The following is a 21,306-nucleotide window of genomic DNA, read 5'->3' on the forward strand; positions in this document are numbered from 1 at the left end:
GTATAGATGAAGTAACCGAACCGATTCCTCAACCGACTTCCGAAGATTTTCAAAGCCGAATTGATTTACAACCGCTTCAAAATAGTGTTGAAGACATTAAACGAGAAATTGCAAAATTCATTGTTGGACAAAATGAAATGATTGAACTTTTAATTATTTCTATTTTAACCAATGGGCATTCACTCATAGAAGGAGTTCCTGGTGTGGCAAAAACAGTTACGGCAAAAATGCTTGCTAAAACTATGGCTGTAGATTTTAGCCGTATTCAATTTACGCCAGATTTAATGCCAAGTGATATCTTAGGAACTTCAATTTTTAATGTAAAGTCTAGTGAGTTCGAATATAAAAAAGGACCTATTTTCTCGAACATTGTATTGATTGACGAAATTAACAGAGCGCCAGCAAAAACACAAGCTGCTTTATTTGAAGTTATGGCAGAACGCCAAATCACTATGGATGGTACACGTTACGACATGGAACTACCTTTTTTAGTGTTCGCTACCCAAAACCCAATTGAGCAAGAGGGCACCTATCGTTTGCCAGAAGCACAATTAGATCGTTTTTTGTTCAAAATTGAAGTGGATTATCCGTCGCTACAAGACGAAGTTCAGATTTTGGTTGATAATCATTCTCGCCAAGACCAAATGGATTTTAATTCTATAAAAGCGGTACTGTCTGCGGAATCTATAAAAAACTATCAAAACCTCATTAAGCAAATAGTCGTAGAAGATAATCTCTTGAGTTATATTGCATCTATTGTGCATAATACCAGAACCAATGCCAATTTATATTTAGGTGCATCACCGCGAGCCTCTATTGCAATTTTAAATGCTGCCAAAGCGAATGCCGCGATTAATGGTAGAGATTTTGTAACGCCAGATGACATAAAACGATGTACAAAAGCCGTCTTAAAACACAGATTAGTATTAACACCTGAACGTGAAATGGAAGCTTTTACTGTGGAAAAGGTTGTGGACCAAATCCTCGAAACCATTGAGATTCCAAGATAGTGAAGCGCTTTTTTAAACATACCTATTTAACCTTTCGGTTTTTTGTGGTTGCCATGATTTTGGTAGCATTGTTTATCCTTGCGTATATTTTTCCAGGATTACTAAACATAATCATCACATTATTCTTTATCGCTATTGGCTTATTGCTCATTGATTTCGTTTTATTGTACAAACAAAAAGGAATCTCTGCATCACGAATTCTTCCTGAAAAACTAAGTAATGGCGACGACAACCCTATAGAGTTGTCCATTCAGAATACTTATAATTTTACTGCAGATTTACAACTCATCGACGAAATGCCTTTTCAATATCAAAAGCGCGATTTTGAAATTAATACCCAACTCAAAAAGCAAGATAAAAAGAAAATCACTTATACGTTAAGACCTTTAGAACGTGGCGAATATTATTTTGGTAATCTTAATATCTATGCCAATTCACCCATTGGTTTTGTAATTAGACGTTATCAATTTGCCAAAGATGCGATGGTTCCCAATTATCCATCTTTTTTGCAGCTACGAAAATATATGCTCCTAGCTTTTTCGAATAAATTATTTGAATATGGTTTAAAGAAGATACGTCGCATAGGTCATACTATCGAATTCGAGCAAATTAAGGATTATGTTAACGGTGATGATATAAGAAATATCAATTGGAAAGCCACAGCCAAACGTAATCAATTGATGGTTAATCAATTTCAAGACGAGCGCTCTCAACCTGTTTATTCTGTGATAGACAAAGGAAGAGCTATGAAAATGCCTTTTGAAGGTTTAAGCCTTTTAGATTATGCCATCAATGCCACTTTAGTTATTAGTAATGTTGCGCTTAAAAAACAAGATAAAGCTGGCATGTTTACCTTTTCTCGCAAGGTAGATAATAAGGTCGTTGCAGAAAGACGACCATCGCAAATGAATTTAATTTTAGAAACCCTATATAATGTTAATACTGATTTTGCGGAATCTGACTTTTCTAGACTATATATCGATATTAAAAGAAGTCTTACACAACGTGGTCTACTTCTACTCTACACCAATTTTGAAACTTTAGATGCGCTTCATCGCCAATTACCTTATCTAAAAGCCATTGCTAAACATCATTTATTAGTCGTTATATTTTTTGAAAACACAGAGTTACAGAAACTCACTAAGACCAATGCTCATAATACCTTCGATATTTTTCAGAAAACTATTGCTGAAAAATTTGTTTACGAAAAGAAATTAATTGTCACCGAACTTCAAAAACATGGTATTCAATCCATTTTAACGGCACCAGAGAATTTAACGATTAATACAATTAACAAATATTTGGAAATAAAAGCGAGAGGATTATTATAGCCGGTTGCTGGTAAATGGATTGTAGGGAGTGAACTGATCACTTTTAACTAAAAAAACACAGCTCATCCTCATAATTATACAGTTCAGTAATTGCGATAATAGATATTGAAGCTATTATATGATATTTGAATCATCAACAAAAAAGAACCGTATTATTTACTAACCACCAATTCAATTTTATTATGAAATTAAAGATTCACAAATTCAAAAAAAGCACAACCAAATTTGCAAGTAAAAATTTATTCTTAGCACTAGCGCTTGCATTCACCACACTATTCGGTTTCGCTCAAGATAAGAGCGTTACTGTAACAGTTACCATAAATAATGTAACTAGCGACAAAGGAACAGTTAAATTAGGACTTCATACCGCTGACACTTTTATGAAAGGCAAAGGGTTAATGAGTGCAGAATCTGAAATAAAAGACGGAAAAATAACCGTTACTTTTGAAAACGTTAAAGCTGGCGACTATGCAATTATTGCTTTCCACGATGCAAACAGTAATGGGAAAATGGACTTTAGAGACAATGGTATGCCATTAGAATCGTATGGCATTTCTAATAATTCTATGTCATTTGGCCCACCAAATTATGAGGATGCCAAATTCACTGTTTACAATAAAGATTTAAACCTGAATATTAGATTTTAAGCCTTAGAAATATCTATCGAAGTAAAAATAAAGCCAGCATATTGCTGGCTTTATCTAGTTATGAAATATCGTTTTATAAAAAATTATAGTCTACTAACAAAACATTAGTAGATTTGAATTTTCTGTAAATTAAACGGTCTCACCCAACCAAGCTTTCATCATCCAAACCGTTTTTTCTTGTTCAGTAATAAAATCGCTCATCATTGAGTTTGTACCTTCATCATTAGCTTCATCTGAAGTTTCTAAAATTCCACGTTCTATTTTTAATAATTCCGATAGAGAATCTACAATCAGTTGTACTGCTTTCTCGTCTTTAGAAATATTTTTTCCAACAGGTACTTTAGCTGCTTTGGTATAATCGTCAAATGTGTGCAGCGGTGTTTCTCCAAGTGTTAATATACGTTCTGCAATTTCATCAACTTTTAAGTTAGCGTCGGTATACAATTCTTCAAATTTTACATGAAGATCAAAAAACGCTCTACCCTTAATATTCCAGTGAATACCTCTTAAGTTTTGGTAATACAATTGAAAATTTGCTAATAACTGATTTAATTCATCAACTAATACTTTCGTTTTTTCGGTGTCTAAACCTATACTATTTAGTGTCATGATATATATTTTTTTAATTCAATATTACAATATTGTATGGTTGAATTGTTTATTCAAATTTACGACTCAAATAAGCTTTAATATGCATAGTTTTTATGAATAGTTTATATACTTTTATAGTCTAAATTAATAGTTATGACCATTACACAACTCAAATATGCTTTGGCGATAGCAGAACATCAGAATTTCACTAAAGCAGCGGAAAAATGTTTTGTCACGCAACCGACGTTAAGTACTCAAATTCAGAAATTAGAAGATGAATTAGATATCGTGATTTTTGATAGAGGCAAAAAACCAATTGAATTAACTGATGTTGGTCGTAAAATTGTATATCAAGCCAGAAATATTGTTAATGAAGCCGATAGAATTCAAGATATTGTAGATCAGCAAAAAGGTTTTATTGGCGGTGAGTTTCGTTTGGGCATTATTCCAACGATTATGCCAACACTGTTACCAATGTTTTTAAATACTTTTATTAAAAAATTTCCAAAAGTTAAACTAAAGATTGAAGAATTAACCACTGAAGAAATTCTATCGAGATTAAGTGATGGTCACCTAGATGCGGCTATTGCGGCGACCCCACTAGAGAGCGACAACATTAAAGAACGTGTATTATATTATGAACCTTTTGTAGCTTATATCCCCGAAAGTCACCGATTAAAAGACAAGAGAACTATTGACGTTTCTGATCTAAGTATTGATGATATGTTACTTTTAGAAGATGGTCATTGTTTTAGAGATGGGGTTATAAATCTATGTAAATCATTCAAGGATCAAATTGATGAAAATTTCCAGCTTGAAAGTGGTAGTATCGAAACCTTAATTAAGTTGTCTAATGAAGGAATGGGAATGACACTGCTCCCCTATTTACATACATTAGATATTAAAGAGAAATTGAATCCGAATTTAAGACACTTCAATGAACCATCTCCTGCTCGGGAAGTCAGCATTATATATCATAAAAGCGAGTTAAAGATGCAAATTATTGATGCTATGCACAACGTAATTTCTGGAATAATTCGTGGAGCCATTGCTTTTCAGAATGTAGAAATCATAAGTCCAAAAGCGAAATAGATTTAAAAAGAAATTTCAACTATTGATCTTGAGGTATGATGATTTACAGAGATAACTCTACAGATTGATTTCCAAAATATTATAAAAAAAGCGACTCGAAAGTCGCTTTTTTATTTATGCTTTTAAATAAATTAAACATTGATTTAATTCTGGGTTTTGATTGATTAGGGACTGCACAAAAATTCTAAGTTCTTCAAGTTCATGAGGCAATAATCGTCTAACTGCTTTTTGAACTTCCTTACAAAATAATGTTGCATCAAAACTCACTTTACTAAGTACAGTTTTAGTGTACTCGTACATTGCTCGCGCCATAGGTGATTTTGGTTTTAGGTTTAACAAAAGTAGATGTTCTCTATAGGCTATTATTTCAATTCAGTCTTAAAGGTAGTAAAATTTTTGAAATCTAATTTAGATCCTATAAAGTTTAACAGCTAATTATGTTAAAAAAATGAGATTTTCTTAGTTTTAAAACATGCTTAGATACTGAATGATAATGTGCTGAGACACGAATTAACAATTAGCTAATACATTGATTTTAAAAACGATTATCTCCATCTAACAAATCGCCGATACCTCCGAGAATACTGCCTTCTCCTTTCGATTTTCCTCCTTGGGGAATAGAGGCTAGCACACGACCTGCTAATCTACTAAACGGCAACGATTGTATAAATACTTTTCCAGGGCCTTGTAATTTAGCAAAGAATAAACCTTCTCCGCCGAAAATAGAATTTTTAATACCTCCTACAAATTCAATATCGTAATCAATACTTTGCGTAAAACCTATAATACAACCGGTATCTACACGTAAGGTTTCACCTGCTGCCAATGTTTTTACGGCAGTTGTACCTCCGGCATGCACAAAGGCCATTCCATCTCCTTCTAATTTTTGCATTATAAATCCTTCCCCTCCAAAAAGTCCGCGACCTAATTTTTTAGAAAACTCAATGCCAACGCTAACACCTTTAGCTGCACAAAGAAAAGCATCTTTTTGACAGATAAATTTACCTCCAAACTCAGTTAAATCAATAGGAATTATTTTTCCGGGATATGGAGACGCAAAGGAAACATTTCGTTTCCCTGTAAGGTTATTATAAAAAGCAGTCATAAATAAACTTTCTCCCGTTAGGATTCGTTTTCCAGCACCAAGAATTTTACCTAGAAAACCCGTATCTTTTTGAGAACCATCACCAAAAATAGTATCCATTTTTATACCATCGTCCATCATCATAAAGCTTCCAGCTTCAGCAATAACAGCTTCTTGAGGATCGAGTTCTATTTCTACATATTGCATTTCTTCTCCATAGATGCGATAATCTATTTCGTGAGCATTTCTGTCATTATAATTAGGTAGTTGTTCCATAATAAATTAATTTTTGATTGAGATACTGAACTAATTCAGTAGTACTTGATTCTTTTATAGGTTGTACTTTTTTAGATTTTGTTACATCATTAAAAAAATTTCAAATTACATGAAGGGCACTTTGAAAATGAATACTATAACGATACCTCTCTTTTTCTAGGTCTATCAGACTACCAAAACAAGACGTCCATCTACATAAACATTCTTTAGGATCTCATAATGATAATACTAAGATTTAACTTTTAACGTCCACTCAAAATTAAAATCAGAAACTTCCACTCCTTCTTCATTAATGCCTTTTGAATTTAACCAAACCGTTTGCCCTTCTCCTGATTCAATTGCTTGTCTTATAGCCTCATCAATTTTACCACCTTCGGTACAGGTAAATGTGATTTTTCCTGTGGCTTTTTTAGAAAATGACGCATTGTTAGACGCTACCAACATTGAAATTTTTTTACCATTTTCTCTTATCTTTTTCATCACCAATGCACCAGTGGTTAATTCTGCCGCCATGCCTTGTACTGCCCAAAACATGGATTTAAATGGGTTTTGGTTTACCCAACGATGTTTTACTATTACCTTACATGAGTTGTTGGTTATCTCTTTTGTTCTTACACCCGTAAAATAGGCCGCAGGAAGCTTGAACATTAAAAAAGAGTTGAGTTTTGAAGGAGAAATATTCATTGAAATTTATTTCATTCCCATGACATTGGGAAACTTATTAACACTATAATTTCCACTAAAATAATTCAAAATATTCAACCTAACTAATGTTAAAAAAATGTTAATTTTAAGTACTATGCGTAACATAATACCTTTTTAAAGACATATATTTGTATAAGAAACTATTATATACTTTTAGATATGTTAGATAATCATCATAAAAATTTAGCAACATTCATTCATTTGTCCACCTTTTCTAAATTTATAATTCCGTTTGGAAATTTCATTGGCCCCATTGTATTATGGTCGGTAAATAAGAACAAATCAGAATTTATAGATCAGCATGGTAAGCAAGCTATTAATTTTCAAATAAGTGTTTTGCTATATGCTATAATTATTGGAACGATCAGTGTACCGTTTTTCATTTTCAAATTAATTAGAGGTTTGGATATTATCGATTTTAATGGGTTTCATAATTTCCATATCAATGTCGGTGAGCCTTCTGCGCTGCTTTATATAGGAGGAGGTTTAGGAGTATTAGCCGTAATGGCTTTTATTGTGGAATTGGCACTTATTGTTAAAGCAAGTTTATCCGCAAGAGATGGACGTGAATTTAAATTTCCTCTCACCATCAACTTTTTAAAATAATTAATATTTCATCAATAATCAAATCAATCAAAAAATGAACAGTTTAATCAAATTTAAGACTCTTAAAATATGAAGATAGAAAACACAAAAGCACAAATGCGCAAAGGTGTCCTAGAGTATTGCATTTTATCCATTTTAAAAGATGAAGATGCATATGTTGCTGAAATTCTGGGCACATTAAAGGACGCTAAAATGCTTGTGGTAGAAGGAACTATATATCCGCTATTAACAAGATTAAAAAATGCTGGATTGCTCAATTACCGTTGGGAAGAATCAACCTCTGGACCACCAAGAAAATATTATGGTCTTACGGAAACAGGAAAACTGTTTCTCAATGAATTAAACTCCACTTGGAGCGATTTACAAAATGCAGTTAACCTAGTAACCAATACAAAAACACCAAAAAAATGAATAAAACAGTCAATATAAATTTAGCAGGTATATTCTTTCATATAGATGAAGATGCATACCTTAAATTATCGCGTTATCTTGAGGCTATAAAACGTTCATTTACGGACTCTCAAGGTCGTTCTGAAATTATAGCAGACATAGAAGCTCGCATTGCAGAATTGTTTTCTGAGCGCATACAGAATGAAAAACAGGTCGTAGGTGTTAAACTCGTTGACGACGTTATTGCCATTATGGGCCAACCAGAAGACTATCTTGTAGACGACGAAATTTTTGAAGATGAGCCAAAACAAGATTATAAACAAAAATCAACATCATCCCGACGTTTATACAGAGATACAGACAATTCTTATATTGGCGGTGTTGCTGCTGGTTTAGGCCATTATTTTGGACTCGATGCGCTGTGGATTAGGCTTATTTGGGTTATTCTATTTTTTAGTGCTGGTACAGGAGTATTACTCTATATTTTGCTTTGGGCTTTAATTCCTGAAGCAAAAACCACAGCCGAAAAACTGACCATGACCGGTGATCCTGTAAATATTAGCAACATCGAAAAAAAAATTAAAGACGGTATTGATACAGTTTCGGAAAACTTTAAACATGTCGATTTAAAAAAACATGGTGATAAACTAAAAGAAGGTTTTGACCATGTGTCTGATAATATTTCTGAATCTGTAAAAAGTGTTGATTTTCAAAAACAAGGTAGTAAGTTAAAATCGAGTTCACAATCCTTTTTTGAGACCATTGGTACTATAATAATGTTTTTCTTAAAAGTCATCGCTAAATTTATTGGTATATTATTAATAATTATTGGTATAAGCGCCATAATAAGTTTAATAATCGCACTTTTTACCGTTGGTATAACCGATGCCATTCATTTTCCTGGTATGGATTTTATTGATGCTTCGAATGCCGCAAATATTCCAATTTGGTTAATGTCTATACTATTATTCTTCGCTATTGGCATTCCATTTTTCTTTATATTTTATTTAGGTTTAAAAATTCTGGTCAACAACTTAAAATCCATTGGCAATGTGGCTAAATTTACATTATTAGGGCTTTGGATTGTGTCTATTATAGGGCTAATTATAACCGGAGTGAAACAAGCTACTGAGCAAGCATACGACGCTAATATTACACAGGTAGAAGAACCTATAAATGTTATATCTGGAGATACTTTGGCAATTAAAATGATTGGTCATGACAGTTATAATAGACATTTGAATAGATCTTATCACAATTATAAAATAACCCGTGCAAATAATGACCAAAAGATAATTTCAACGACTGATATTAGATTGATGATAAAATCTACGACAGATTCTTTAGCTAGTATTAAAATTAACGGATTTGCAAGAGGTAGTAATTATGATACGGCAAGAGATCGGGCTCAGAATATAAGTTATAATTATTCCGTTGAAGATAATGTTTTAAATCTAGATGCATTTTTAACAACAGATGCAGTCAATAAATTTAGCGATCAAAGAATTGAAGTTACACTTTATCTTCCGGAAGGCACTATATTTTTTCCTTATGATTTTGCACCTCGATTTACTCAAGACTACTACGCACAGAGAAATTTATTAAAATACGATATGGGCAACCAATACTATAAAGTTCTTGATGGTGATGTACTTTGCTTAGACTGTAAAGCATCTAAAAAAGACGAGGAAATTTTTACCAAGGTAGAAAAGGAAATTATTGAGTCCGTAACTAAAACAAACGCATCTATTGACGATCAACCAGAGGTTAGCGTTCAAATTAATGAAGAAAACGGGGTGGATATAGAAGTTAATGACAATTGAGCCATAACTTTTAACAGCTCATCACTCTTTATTATCAAATGGTATATAATCATCTTAAATTTATAAAAATTTAATTCATCAATCAAAAAACAAACAGAAATCATGACCACACTAACAAGAATTATAGCAACCAGTATTATCAGTATTTTAATGCTATCGTGTAACTTATCAATGAATTTAGGCTCGGGTATCGATGGCAACGGCAATGTTGTTCAAGTTGAGAGAGCAATCTCATCAGATTTCGAAGAAATTAAAGTCAGCCACGGTCTAGACCTTTATATTACACAAACGGATGACGTTGGAATTTCCATTGAAGCCGATGAAAACCTTCAGGACCTAATAATGACCGAGGTTGAAAATAGTGTTTTAAGAATCTACGCTACGGAAAATATTAGACAAGCTGCATCGAAAAAAGTGTTTTTAAATATTGAAAACATATCGGCAATAAAAGCAACAAGCGGAAGCGATGTGTTTTCTAGAAACACTATTGAAGTCTCTAATTTAGACTTAAAATCCACAAGTGGAGCAGATATAAAACTCAGTGTAAAAACTAAAGCATTAACTTGTAATTCTACAAGTGGAAGTGATATTAAGTTAAGTGGTACTACGATTAGCTTTAAGGCATCAGCAACCAGCGGTAGCGATATAGATGCCTCAGAATTACTAGCAGAAACCTCTAATGTAAAAGCTACAAGTGGTGCTGACATTTCAGTCAATACGTCTAAAAAATTAATGGCAAAAGCGACAAGTGGTGGAGATATTGAATATTCAGGAAATCCTCAAATCATTGAAAAGTCTGATACCTCAGCAGGAAATATAAGAAAACAATAAATACTTTTATCAGCCAATCAACCTGTACTGAGATACTCTCAGTAGACAAACCATCCTAAATTCTAATTAGAGTTTAGGATGGTTATTTTTTGATCTTATTTTCAATCTTCAAAATGTAAGCAGTGTGAAACTTACGCTTTTAATTCACTTATTTTCGATAAAGCAAGATATAGTTTTTCAATTTCTAATGGCTTCCATAAAATAGCATCAAACAAGGTTCTATTTTCTTTACGTTCTTTTATCTGAACGTCAGCAGTGACGGCAAAAATTGGTGTATTATTATTTTTATTTTTAGTATTCCTAATCATTTTGGTGGCTTTGACACCATTCATTATCGGCATATGTATATCCATTAAAATAAAATCATAATTTTTAATTTTAGAGGCTTCTACCGCTTCTTTTCCATCTTTAACCAGATCAGACGACACATTCCATTTTTTCAAGACCTTTTTCATAAGTAAGGCATTAATTAAAGTATCATCTGCAATGAGGGCTAATTTACCTTTCAATTTACTATAATCTATCGGTTCTACTTTTATAATATTGAGAACTCTTTTTAGTTTTAGCTCAAAATAAAATTCTGATCCTTTGCCAAGAATACTACTAACAAATATTTCGCTTTGATGTAATTCTACTAATTTTTTAACAATAGCAAGTCCTAATCCAGTGCCGCCTTGATCTCTAGAAATTACAGGTTTTATTTGCGAAAAACTATCAAATATAACATCTAAATTTTCTTTTGAAATGCCTTCTCCTGAATCAGTAACACTGAACTGAATGGTATCATAAACGTCATCTTCCTCTATTAATACAGTATTTAGAACTACACCTCCACTCCTAGTAAATTTTATGGCATTACTAATTAAGTTACCTAATATCTGACCGATTTTAGGTTGATCCATGGAATAATAACGGTCTGGAGGGATATTACTATTAAGAACTAAATTAAGATCCTTGAGATTTGCGTTATTGCTATGTAAATTAATAATATTTGAACATAGTTCTTTAAGATTAACATTGCGCACTTCTAATACCGACTTATTCGAATCTAATTTTGTAAAATCTAACGTATCATTTACAGTATTTATTAAATTATTAGAAGCAAACTGGAGACTATTAAATAATTCTTTGTCGGCTTTAATGATATTATCCTTTAAAATTGAAATTATAGTAGTGATGGCATTTAATGGAGTTCTGATTTCATGACTCATAATAGACAAAAACTCTTGTCTTAACCTCACTGCTTCCTGTTCTTCTTTGTTTATTTTATCGGTAGCTTTTTGTTTTTCTTTATTTATTCTCGCTTCATTCTCCAAATTATTCATTTGATTAATGAGGTCATAATGTTCAATAATTTTTACTGTCTGTGAATTTGTTATTTTTTCCTTCTCGTGAACATAAAGTTCCAAAAATTTCAAGGCATCTACATTATTGCGATGGCCTTTGTACATCTTATAAAGGAGATTGTACGTTTTAATCTTTAACATTGCGGAGTTAATACTAACAGCAATCTCTAAACTTTGCTTAAGTACAAATTCTGCTTTTTCAAAATCTTGAAGCTTATTATACATTTCCCCAAGCTTCGTTAAGCACATGGCAGAGCCCATTTGCTCATTCAGTTCCATATGGATATCTAATGCTTTAAAAAAATCGCGCTTAGCTTCTTCATATTGACCTGTCTTTAAAAAAATCTTTCCACGACCATATATAGCAAACCCGAGACCTCTGGTATCTTTAGCCTGATTTTTTAATATAATTGAGCGATTTATTTTTTCTTTCGCCAATTCTATATTATCGTTTTTCAGAAATAAACCAGATAAATTATTGAGCACATTGGATTCCAAATTTCTATCCGATAACTTGGAAGCAATCTCAAAAGAACTGACGTATGTTTTGTAAGCATTTTCATAATCCCCAATGTATTCATAGATAGTACCCACCGCCTTTTCTACTTTAGAAACGCCATGTAAATCATCAGCATTTCTATAAATTTTTAAAGCTTCTAACAATTGAATTAAACCGCTATAAAAATCGTTTGTCTTATAGAATACGCTGCCTATATTGTAAAGTGCATCTGCAATACCAACATGTTGGGTGCTAATAGATTTAAAAATTTGAATCGCTCGTTCTGATAAAACATTAGATTTTTCAAATTCGCTAATTACCATATAGTAAAGCGCCAATTTATTCAAACTTTTGCCTATTAGCGCCTTGTCATTAATTTCTTCACTTAAACGTAATGCTTTTTTGGTAATAGCTATACTATTGGAAATATCGTTGGTTCGAGAAGTGTAGGCTTCTTCTAGTAATTGATAGACTTTTTCAGTGCTGTTGGTGACCATTCTGGGCTAAATTTCTTTTCAAAAATATCGTTATTTATTTTATAAAGGCTTGATCCTAATATTTATAACGATATAATTAATTGCATTATAAAAATTATATCGTTATGATTAAGACTAATCAGCCGGATTATCATTCAACAATTTACTATTTTTTATTTGATAAAATAATTATTCCCTACTAAAATGGAATCTTCACATGGGGTTATGTCTTGGTTAATTATATCCAAATTACAATTTGTGCAATACCTTGATGAACTCAAATTGAAACCCTCAAAATATTTATAAAAATATAACCATCTAACTCTTAATCTTATCACATGCTATTTATGAGAGTTAAACGGTATAAAGAATTTAAAAATAAATACAAGGTCGTAATCATTTAAGCTGATTATCGTTCATAAAGTAAAACATTAAATAGAAATTTATACTATGTCAACATTTCAGTTTAGAGGTCTAAATTATCCACGTATTTTAAAACCCTAAAACAATGAAATATCACGCCTTATTCAGCTACTTTATAAGTTTGGGCTGATTTTTGCTCTTATGAGTTAAATTACTTTTAATTGACCAATATTAAATAGAAATCATTAATATTGAACTGCAAAATATAAGCTTAAGGATTATATAGATGAAAAAAATGACCCTTAGTAGCGTGTTTTGCTACGCTTAAAGACAGTAAACTTTTAAATATGAAAAAATTATTACTTATTCTGCTTGTATTTATTGCCCTTTCTCAATGGGCAGTTGCACAATCGACAGAAAAGATTAAAGGCGATAGAAATGTCACGGTTAAGCAAACGTACGTCGACGATTTCCATACAATTGTAATTGACAGTGATTTTGCTGTAGAAGTCGTTTATAATAGTAAACCTTCGGTAAGTGTAGAAGCTGATGACAATCTACATGACGTGATACAGTTTAATGTTGTAGATGGTGTTCTTACTTTTTCTGAAGCCATGAAAATTACGACCAAAAAAAAATTAAATATTACTGTAAATTATAGTGAGGGATTACAAACCATAGAGACCAGAGGTGATGGAGAAATTAGATCACTGACCTCAATGGAATTGGGAGATGTCACTTTAATAACGGCAGACGATTCAAGAGCTTACCTTAACATTAATGCAAAAAGCATCGATTATAAAAGTTCAGGAAAATCGAAAACAAGATTGAACTTAAATGCCGAAACTACAAAAATAGAATTGAGCGACAATTGTAAACTAGACGCTCTTATAAATAGTAAAGTAACTGGCTTTATTTTATATCAACGCTCTGACGCCGTGATAGAAGGTTTTGCAGATAGTGCATTATTTCAATTAGATAGCTCCACCAAGTTTGATGGAGCCAAATTTGATGTAAAAGTGGTTGAAGCGACTTTAGAAGATAGTAGTGACTTAACCATATCGGCCACTGAAAGTATTACGATTGCGGCTTCTGGTGATAGTGAGATTTATCTTTTTGGGAATCCGGCGATAACCATTACTAAATTTGAAGACACCTCTAAATTACAAAAAAAGCAACGGTAGTTATAGATTATAACTTAAAATAAAAGAGCCGAAGTTTTAATACTTCGGCTCTTTTAATGTAATAAATTATAACAACTATTTAGTTATAAGTCGGAGTTACAAATTCAAAATCAGAATCTTTAGCAGCTAAATATCGTTCAGCATCTAAGGCTGCCATACAGCCTGTTCCTGCTGCTGTTATTGCCTGTCTATAAACATGGTCTGCAGCATCTCCGCTAACAAATACACCCTCTACATTCGTTTTGCTGGTGCCTGGTTTTGCATTAATAATATAACCAGTGCCATCCAAATCTAAATAGTCTTTAAAAATATCTGTATTTGGTTTATGACCTATAGCTACAAAGAAACCAGTGGCTTCAATATCATGTTTTTCATTAGTTTGGTTATTAAACACCCTGACACCCGTTACTACCTGACCGTCACCCAAAACCTCTTCCGTTTCTGTATTAAATAAGATTTCAATATTCTCTGTATTCTTTACACGTTTCGCCATGATTTTAGAAGCTCTAAATTCGTCACGTCTCACTAACATGGTGACCTTTTTACAAAGTTTAGATAAATAATGAGCCTCTTCGCAAGCAGAATCCCCGGCTCCAACAATTACGACTTCTTGATTTCTATAAAAGAAACCATCGCAAACCGCACAAGCAGACACGCCGCCTCCTAGTTTTAAATATTTTTGTTCGGACGGTAAGTTTAAATATTTTGCAGAAGCACCTGTAGAAATAATTATAGTATCGGCATGAATTTCCTTTTCTTCATTTATCCACGCTTTATGGATATCCCCTGAAAAATCGACCTTTGTAACCCAACCATGACGCACATCAGTGCCAAATCGTTCCGCTTGTTTTTGTAATTCAATCATCATTTCAGGCCCAGTGATACCCTCTGGATAACCCGGAAAATTTTCAACATCATTAGTGGTGGTTAATTGACCTCCTGGCTGTTCTCCTTGATATAAAACCGGAAACATATTAGCCCTAGAAGCATAAATAGCAGCTGTATACCCTGCAGGTCCAGAACCTATAATTAAACATTTTACTTTTTCTATCGTATCTGACATATCTTGTGTTTTATTACGTAAAACAAAAGTAGGTTTTTTGTATAAAACCTTACTTATAAGTTATCAACACTCGTTATGGTAGTATAAATAATATGAATACACGCTGATTTTTGCTTTTAATTTCGTAATTTTTAAGTATTTAACTACAAAATCCATAAAATCATGAAAATTAAATCGACATTCTTAATTATGGTTCTAGTCTTGGTATTTGCCTGTAAGGATCAACAAAAAAACGACCTTGAAACGACCGAAGTAAATACTGAGGTAAATAAACGAACCAATCTTCTGAAAGGGACTTGGGAACTTAAAGGATTTTACAATTATAAGGACAATAAGGTTGTGGATTCGTTTTCAAATAATACAATATCACGGCAGATTAAAATGTATTCTGACAGCAAAGTGATGTGGTGTAAATTATTAAAAACCGATTCTATTGAATTTTTTGGTTATGGTTCTTATGAGTATGATGATGATAATTTGACAGAAATTTTAGAGTTTGGTTCTGCCTTTATGAATGAAGTTATACAAGAACAACAAGAATTTAACTTTGAACTTGAAATTTCTGAAAATCGTTTTGAACAAATTGAACTAGATGAAGAGGGCAACAAAATCTTTTCTGAAAATTATGTACGAATCGAATAACATTTACTAGAGATAAAAGCTTCAATCCTGATACATACTTGAACATATTTAAACCAAAAAAATACATTTTAAAATGCTTTTGGAATGAGACTAATTAGCTACAAAACAATACTTACTGAGTCTAACTAAAAACTGAGTCTGTTATCACCTTATTCCTATATAAATATAACATCGCAATTGCCAGTGGAAAAAAAAATAGCCTTGAGAATTTTGAGTTTCTCAAGACTATTAAATAGTTATATAATACTAATTATTTATTTTTTTATGACTCCTTTTAATAAAGATAGTACAAAAAGTACTATGAATATAAAGAATACAACTTTAGCAATTCCTGCTGCTGCTCCTGCAATTCCACCGAATCCAAGGATTGCTGCGATTATTGCTATTATAACGAATGTGATTGTCCAACGTAACATATTTTTTGGTTTTAAGTTAATAGGTTAGAACCTCTAACCTTCCATACAAAGATGGGTTATAACCACGACTTCTATTTGCTCAAATGCAACCGATCTTAACCGCTTTAATAGAACCAAATTTTCACAAAAAAAAGCGAATTCTCTAACCGAGAATTCGCTTCATCTACTAGGTAACCAACCTATACTAAACTAATAAAAGTATTTTCAACTTTATAGCTATTAATTATATTAACAAATATACGTAATACCTTAAAATTCACTTAACTCTATAGAAGAAGTTGTTGACTCAATAACACCGAATTTAATCTAAGAATGTAAATTTGTAATATGTCGATTTTTTCAAATTGTCTTTTTTTTTCGGTATATAAAGTAACTTATTTTTTATACTGAATTTTTGAATTGACTATATAGAATTACGACTTCAAATTTGGCAGAAAAGATATGGTAGGTTAATTAAATAAAACCCTAAAAAAGTGATGAATAATAAATTACTAAGAGTATTGTTGTAATTCAAAGCAAAACCATAAAGATGTAAACCGTGATATTATAAATCAATTATTATTTTTATCCAAAATAAGAACTTAGAACTAGCAAGAAATGGGTTAAAGACCAAACATTATATTATATGAAGACTAGTAGTAATTTAGATTTGGGCGTAGTTGGATTTTTTATAACGAAGAATTAATTATTTCACAGATAAAATTGGCATACCATTATAATGCGCAGGTTCTAGTATGGAGTCATATATAATATCATTCTTATAAAACTCTTTTGAAATAGTGTGCGCTTTTAAATTGAGTGTCACCAAATTACTTTCGTCAAATGTCGTTAAGTCTGGGTCGATCCAATCCCGCGCATTATTTCCATCCATCGCGATCGGAAAATCTGGACCAATATTGTGTATATTTTTTAATCCATTAGTCATTGTAGACGTTGTAAGACTTACTGATAAAAATCCATCATTTAACGTAGAATATATGCCGGCCAAAGCAAACGGTCTATGGTTCCTTTCATACACATAGAATGGATATACTTCACCATTGTGGAGATAAGATGTAAAAAAGCCAGAAACTATGATTAAACAACGTTGATGATTTAGTAATTGATTGGTCCAATCTGATGTTTGAATTTTGTCGATGGACATATTTAAAGTATTGGTGAGATTCTGAAAATTTTCCCAACCGTCTTTATAATCTTGTGGTAAAGCACCCCAAATTGCATAATCAATTTTATTGGGGTTATTCATGGTTATTACTGGCAGTGTTTGCTCTGACAATCCATTGATAATTGGAGCATTTTTAAAAAGTAAAGGATATTTAAATTTCGCATCAAAAGCAGCCTCTATTAATAGTAAAGGGGATGTATTTGAAAGTTTATAAAACATTTTATTTTTATTTACAAGTACGTGATTAACTTCTTTAACTTTTATCTTGAATGCTTAAAACATTATCTCAATAAAAAATTAACGCTATTCAGTGTTAATTTAATTACCGATTTTCACTGCTTCTAAATTGATAGTATGACACTAATAAGAGACATTAATTTTTTTAGGTTCCAAACTGTAATTAAAAATATAATCAGGTTGGCACATAAAATGAACGCGCGTGATTATAGATCACGCGCGTTTAAAATCAGTTTACAATGAACTAATTATTTTAAATTTTCTAATGATTTTATATTAGATAAATCGGTTTCAATATGATTTTTCTGAGACATTAGAATCGATTTCGTTGAACTCGGTAAACTAGTATCATTAATAACATCATTGTATTCGTCAACCGAGGCTTTTTCTCCTCGTATAGCTTCCTCTAACATAGATTCCGCATCGTCCGAAGAGAATAATGCTTTAACGTCCATCCAAGCTCTATGAGCCGAACCTGTAAGACTACCTCCTTTATCAACTTCTTGTCCAAATGATTTAATCTCTGATTTTAAATCATAACCGAATGTTCTTCTTTGCTCTGCTTTTCGATTAAAAAAAGATTTCAAACCTGTGTGATCTGTATTTTCAGCAGCTTTATGATACCCTTTTTCCGCATCATAATTCTTTTCTAATAAACCATTTAATTTGTTTCCTACTTCTTTTGTGTATGTTGCCATTTTATTTATGTTTTTAAGTCTGAGTAATTTACTGATGCTTACTCGTTTACATCTTAATTATTTCTAGTGTTGATATAACACTTTGCATTATTACTCAAAATTAAGTATCCTATCACAGTTTCGTTAATGCATTTACTTAAGAAATTAACGCAACTAATTAGGATTAATTCTCTTAACAATTATGGTGAATTTTTAATGGCCTCATAAAGGAAATAAATCTCATTACCTTATACAACCTATATGAGATTAGACAAAAAAAAAGCTATTCAAATAAGTTTAAAAATGGATTTATATCCTATTGATAAAATTTATTCAAATAGCTTTCCTATGGTAGAAAATAATAGCTTATCTATGCGCTTCCATATAAGCGTTATATTTAGTAGCTAACTCTAATTTCTCTTTGTCATTTAAAACTTTGCCTGATAACTGAAAAAAAGTCAACTCTTCATCTTCTAAGTGATGTTCTACTTTGTGCTTTAAATTTTTTGCAATTTTCAACCATGCCGACGAATCCATATCGGTCTTTTCAAGCTGTTCAATAAGCTCATCAATTTCATGATGTTCTGCAATTCCATGTCTCGCATGTTCTTGCATCATATCAGTTGGTATTAAAGGTTTATAAAAATGCCGTTCTTCAGCATTAGCGTGCAACGTTAATTCCTTGCGCAGCTCTTTAAATAAATGAGTTCTTTCTTTGGTGTCACCAGAGGTATCAACTAATTTATCTAGTAAATCGCGTTGTATATCGTGGTCTCTTCTAATGGCTTCGTAAATATTCATAATATTATATAACTTGGTTACTTCACGAATGTAAATCCTGCGACGTCTTTAAATTTGCTCTATCGAGTTAATGCTTAACTGATATGGTGCTAATAACCAACATTACTATGTTTAATGGCAATTAATTTTAACATTTGTCAAAATCATAATTTAAAATAACTTAATTTTACATTTTTCATGTCTAATTTAATAAATCACTTATGTTAATCTGTATACCCGATATTAGTGGATTTACTAAATTTATGAGTGCTACAGAAGCAGAACTGAGTTCAAAAGTGATTCTTGCCCTATTGAACCAAATTATTTATGCAAATGAAATTGGCCTTAGAGTCTCGGAAATTGAGGGGGATGCCGTTTTATTTTTTAAGCGAGGCGAATTACCACCGCTAAAAAAATTGATTGATCAATGCACTTTCTTTTATTCTGAATTTTATAAAAAACTAGCCAGTTTAGATGACAAGCATGAAATGCAAAACAAACCCATTATAAAATCTTTAGGGTTAAAAATAATTTTGCATTATGGAGAAAACGTTGAAGCGGTAAACATTGGCAAGCACATAAAGTTAATGGGCGAAGATGTGGTTATTGCACACAAACTGTTAAAAAACACTATCGATAAAGACGACTATATATTGTTTTCTCAAACGTTATTAGATCAGTATAACACCAATGATTTAGATCAAAGATTATTTTGGTCTCCGCTGAATCAAGGTGAAGAAAATTATAAACACATCGGAGATGTGAATTATGCTTATGTAGATCTCAAACCGTTAAATCCTTTAAACAAGACGAACACTAATAAATAAATATGATTGAAATAGAAATAAACCCAACCAATACTAGAGATATTTTCACTCAAATCAGTGAATACCTAGACGGTACAGTGGAAGAAAGTTGGGGAGAATACACGATGACTATTGATAATGCCAACGCTCGTGGAACAATCACTTATATTCCGTTTGATTGGGGAGTTAATTTATTAGATTTCGATATTAAATTTTATAAGGAGTTTGTCCTTAAAATTGAAGCTGAAGATTTTAATCCTATAAGGTTTATTTATAATTTGCAAGGTGCTTTTGAACATCGCTTAGGCGCACAAAATGAAGAGCGTAAGACTCAGCAATTTCAATCTGTGATATTCGCGAATAAGTCAGACGGTACTAATTACCTTCACTTTCCTAAAAACGAAAAGCTTCAGATTAATATTATTCAAATCGTACGAAAGGAATTTTTAAAAAAGAGAACTACAAATGTATCATCCCTAAACAAAAAATTATATGAAGTTTTTGTTGATACGGATCACGAAAATAGGTTTGTACATTATGGAGAATTGAACTTAAAAATGGCTGATGATGTAAAATCTATCCATAAGATTAAGTCCAAAGGTATGTTGCGTGTTTTAAAAATTGAGGCAAAAATTTATGAAATTCTTTCGCTACATATTCAGCAACACAACAGGCAGACAAGCGGTAAAAAACTACCGAAATCGATAACAAAGCAAGAATTAAAAACCGTTAAGAAAATTTGCGATCTTATACAAAAAGAGCCTGCAAAACAATATTCTTTAGATCAATTATCAATTGACTATGGATTGTCTCAAGCGAAGCTTCAAGATGGATTTAAGTTTCTGTACAAACGAACGGTTACTGAATTTATTCGACATATTCGTTTAGAACAAGCCCGAGAGTTGATGAAAATGACCGACTTAAATATTTCGCAGATAGTATACTCCATTGGCTTTACTAGTAGAAGTTATTTTTCTAAAATTTTTAAAGAAAAATACGGTATTTCACCAAATGAATTTAAAAAACAAATTGTTGCTAAAGTAAAGGTGTAACGCATTATTTACCGAAAATCCATTTTTTCATTAAGGCAACAAAACTGTATTTTCCAGTCAATTTAACGGCAGAACCCACCCAATTCAATGGTTGTAAGTCTTCCTTATATTCACTTTTAATTAGCTTAAGTTCCTCCCATGCAATATCGCGTTCTAACTTATAGCGTTTTAGATCGTTTTCAATCTCTCTAAATGTGGTATATGATTTCATATT

23 protein-coding genes are annotated in these 21,306 nt (G+C 31.9%); 12 read left to right on the plus strand and 11 right to left on the minus strand.

Annotation, left to right across the window (positions count from 1 at the left end):
* Positions 1 to 2: 2 nt before the first annotated feature.
* The 3 genes from QMA06_RS06330 (at position 3) to QMA06_RS06340 (ending at position 2,988) form a co-directional block, all read left to right on the plus strand.
* Positions 3 to 1,010, plus strand: a complete 1,008-nt coding sequence (locus QMA06_RS06330) for an AAA family ATPase (RefSeq protein ID WP_407704304.1) — start codon at positions 3 to 5, stop codon at positions 1,008 to 1,010.
* Complete coding sequence (locus tag QMA06_RS06335) at positions 1,010 to 2,341, plus strand: DUF58 domain-containing protein (RefSeq protein ID WP_290206026.1); 1,332 nt, start codon at positions 1,010 to 1,012, stop codon at positions 2,339 to 2,341. The genes QMA06_RS06330 and QMA06_RS06335 overlap by 1 nt, the downstream gene beginning before the upstream one ends.
* Positions 2,342 to 2,523: 182 nt before the next feature.
* Entirely contained in the window at positions 2,524 to 2,988 is a 465-nt protein-coding gene (locus QMA06_RS06340; RefSeq protein ID WP_290206027.1) for a DUF2141 domain-containing protein, read from the plus strand.
* A gap of 129 nt (positions 2,989 to 3,117) precedes the next feature.
* On the opposite strand, the gene QMA06_RS06345 is transcribed toward QMA06_RS06340, so the two are convergent.
* The gene (locus QMA06_RS06345) at positions 3,118 to 3,597 is read right to left on the minus strand and encodes a Dps family protein (protein WP_290206028.1); all 480 of its coding nucleotides are present in this window, start codon (positions 3,595 to 3,597) and stop codon (positions 3,118 to 3,120) included.
* A gap of 135 nt (positions 3,598 to 3,732) precedes the next feature.
* Between QMA06_RS06345 and QMA06_RS06350 the strand changes: the two genes are divergently transcribed.
* Positions 3,733 to 4,671, plus strand: a complete 939-nt coding sequence (locus QMA06_RS06350) for a LysR substrate-binding domain-containing protein (protein WP_290206029.1) — start codon at positions 3,733 to 3,735, stop codon at positions 4,669 to 4,671.
* Positions 4,672 to 4,785: 114 nt separating this feature from the next.
* Here QMA06_RS06350 and QMA06_RS06355 read toward each other — a convergent pair whose 3' ends face one another.
* From QMA06_RS06355 to QMA06_RS06365, 3 genes are all read right to left on the minus strand, one after another.
* On the minus strand, positions 4,786 to 4,983 hold the full coding sequence (locus tag QMA06_RS06355) for a hypothetical protein (protein WP_290206030.1): 198 nt from the start codon (positions 4,981 to 4,983) through the stop codon (positions 4,786 to 4,788).
* Between the two features lie 223 nt (positions 4,984 to 5,206).
* On the minus strand, positions 5,207 to 6,031 hold the full coding sequence (locus QMA06_RS06360) for a TIGR00266 family protein (protein WP_290206031.1): 825 nt from the start codon (positions 6,029 to 6,031) through the stop codon (positions 5,207 to 5,209).
* A 228-nt stretch (positions 6,032 to 6,259) separates the two neighbouring features.
* Positions 6,260 to 6,715 carry a DUF4442 domain-containing protein gene (locus QMA06_RS06365; protein WP_290206032.1) on the minus strand — a complete coding sequence of 152 codons (456 nt, stop codon included), beginning with the start codon at positions 6,713 to 6,715 and terminating at the stop codon, positions 6,260 to 6,262.
* A 180-nt stretch (positions 6,716 to 6,895) separates the two neighbouring features.
* Here QMA06_RS06365 and QMA06_RS06370 point away from each other — a divergent pair, with 180 nt between their 5' ends.
* The 4 genes from QMA06_RS06370 (at position 6,896) to QMA06_RS06385 (ending at position 10,386) form a co-directional block, all read left to right on the plus strand.
* Positions 6,896 to 7,342, plus strand: coding sequence for a DUF4870 domain-containing protein (locus tag QMA06_RS06370; protein WP_290206033.1), 447 nt, complete (start codon positions 6,896 to 6,898; stop codon positions 7,340 to 7,342).
* Between the two features lie 69 nt (positions 7,343 to 7,411).
* On the plus strand, positions 7,412 to 7,753 hold the full coding sequence (locus QMA06_RS06375) for a PadR family transcriptional regulator (RefSeq protein ID WP_020896132.1): 342 nt from the start codon (positions 7,412 to 7,414) through the stop codon (positions 7,751 to 7,753).
* Positions 7,750 to 9,555, plus strand: coding sequence for a PspC domain-containing protein (locus QMA06_RS06380; protein ID WP_290206034.1), 1,806 nt, complete (start codon positions 7,750 to 7,752; stop codon positions 9,553 to 9,555). The genes QMA06_RS06375 and QMA06_RS06380 overlap by 4 nt, the downstream gene beginning before the upstream one ends.
* Positions 9,556 to 9,657: 102 nt before the next feature.
* The gene (locus QMA06_RS06385; protein WP_290206035.1) at positions 9,658 to 10,386 is read left to right on the plus strand and encodes a head GIN domain-containing protein; all 729 of its coding nucleotides are present in this window, start codon (positions 9,658 to 9,660) and stop codon (positions 10,384 to 10,386) included.
* Positions 10,387 to 10,517: 131 nt separating this feature from the next.
* On the opposite strand, the gene QMA06_RS06390 is transcribed toward QMA06_RS06385, so the two are convergent.
* Positions 10,518 to 12,728, minus strand: coding sequence for a tetratricopeptide repeat-containing hybrid sensor histidine kinase/response regulator (locus QMA06_RS06390; RefSeq protein WP_290206036.1), 2,211 nt, complete (start codon positions 12,726 to 12,728; stop codon positions 10,518 to 10,520).
* A 689-nt stretch (positions 12,729 to 13,417) separates the two neighbouring features.
* Here QMA06_RS06390 and QMA06_RS06395 point away from each other — a divergent pair.
* Positions 13,418 to 14,254 carry a GIN domain-containing protein gene (locus QMA06_RS06395; protein ID WP_290206037.1) on the plus strand — a complete coding sequence of 279 codons (837 nt, stop codon included), beginning with the start codon at positions 13,418 to 13,420 and terminating at the stop codon, positions 14,252 to 14,254.
* Between the two features lie 79 nt (positions 14,255 to 14,333).
* Here QMA06_RS06395 and trxB read toward each other — a convergent pair whose 3' ends face one another.
* Positions 14,334 to 15,317, minus strand: a complete 984-nt coding sequence (gene trxB / locus QMA06_RS06400; protein WP_290206038.1) for a thioredoxin-disulfide reductase — start codon at positions 15,315 to 15,317, stop codon at positions 14,334 to 14,336.
* Between the two features lie 162 nt (positions 15,318 to 15,479).
* On the opposite strand from trxB, the gene QMA06_RS06405 reads away from it, so the two are divergent.
* Positions 15,480 to 15,959, plus strand: a complete 480-nt coding sequence (locus QMA06_RS06405) for a hypothetical protein (RefSeq protein ID WP_290206039.1) — start codon at positions 15,480 to 15,482, stop codon at positions 15,957 to 15,959.
* A 254-nt stretch (positions 15,960 to 16,213) separates the two neighbouring features.
* Here QMA06_RS06405 and QMA06_RS06410 read toward each other — a convergent pair whose 3' ends face one another.
* The 4 genes from QMA06_RS06410 to QMA06_RS06425 form a co-directional block, all read right to left on the minus strand.
* On the minus strand, positions 16,214 to 16,375 hold the full coding sequence (locus QMA06_RS06410) for a DUF1328 family protein (protein ID WP_290206040.1): 162 nt from the start codon (positions 16,373 to 16,375) through the stop codon (positions 16,214 to 16,216).
* Between the two features lie 685 nt (positions 16,376 to 17,060).
* The gene (locus tag QMA06_RS06415; protein WP_290206041.1) at positions 17,061 to 17,759 is read right to left on the minus strand and encodes an SOS response-associated peptidase family protein; all 699 of its coding nucleotides are present in this window, start codon (positions 17,757 to 17,759) and stop codon (positions 17,061 to 17,063) included.
* A 266-nt stretch (positions 17,760 to 18,025) separates the two neighbouring features.
* Positions 18,026 to 18,475 (minus strand): ferritin-like domain-containing protein, encoded by a 450-nt coding sequence (locus QMA06_RS06420; RefSeq protein ID WP_290206042.1) that lies wholly within the window; start codon positions 18,473 to 18,475, stop codon positions 18,026 to 18,028.
* A gap of 345 nt (positions 18,476 to 18,820) precedes the next feature.
* Positions 18,821 to 19,255, minus strand: a complete 435-nt coding sequence (locus tag QMA06_RS06425; RefSeq protein WP_290206043.1) for a hemerythrin domain-containing protein — start codon at positions 19,253 to 19,255, stop codon at positions 18,821 to 18,823.
* Between the two features lie 200 nt (positions 19,256 to 19,455).
* Between QMA06_RS06425 and QMA06_RS06430 the strand changes: the two genes are divergently transcribed.
* A complete protein-coding gene (locus tag QMA06_RS06430) occupies positions 19,456 to 20,061 on the plus strand; it encodes a DUF2652 domain-containing protein (RefSeq protein WP_290206044.1) in 606 nt (201 codons plus the stop codon).
* Positions 20,062 to 20,063: 2 nt separating this feature from the next.
* Positions 20,064 to 21,092, plus strand: coding sequence for a helix-turn-helix domain-containing protein (locus QMA06_RS06435; protein WP_290206045.1), 1,029 nt, complete (start codon positions 20,064 to 20,066; stop codon positions 21,090 to 21,092).
* Between the two features lie 4 nt (positions 21,093 to 21,096).
* Here the strand turns inward: QMA06_RS06435 and QMA06_RS06440 are convergent, their stop codons facing one another.
* Positions 21,097 to 21,303 carry a DUF6327 family protein gene (locus QMA06_RS06440; RefSeq protein WP_290206046.1) on the minus strand — a complete coding sequence of 69 codons (207 nt, stop codon included), beginning with the start codon at positions 21,301 to 21,303 and terminating at the stop codon, positions 21,097 to 21,099.
* Between the last annotated feature and the right edge of the window lie 3 nt (positions 21,304 to 21,306).

Source organism: Winogradskyella bathintestinalis, assembly GCF_030407435.1.
In the GTDB taxonomy this organism is placed as follows: Bacteria; Bacteroidota; Bacteroidia; order Flavobacteriales; family Flavobacteriaceae; genus Winogradskyella; species Winogradskyella bathintestinalis.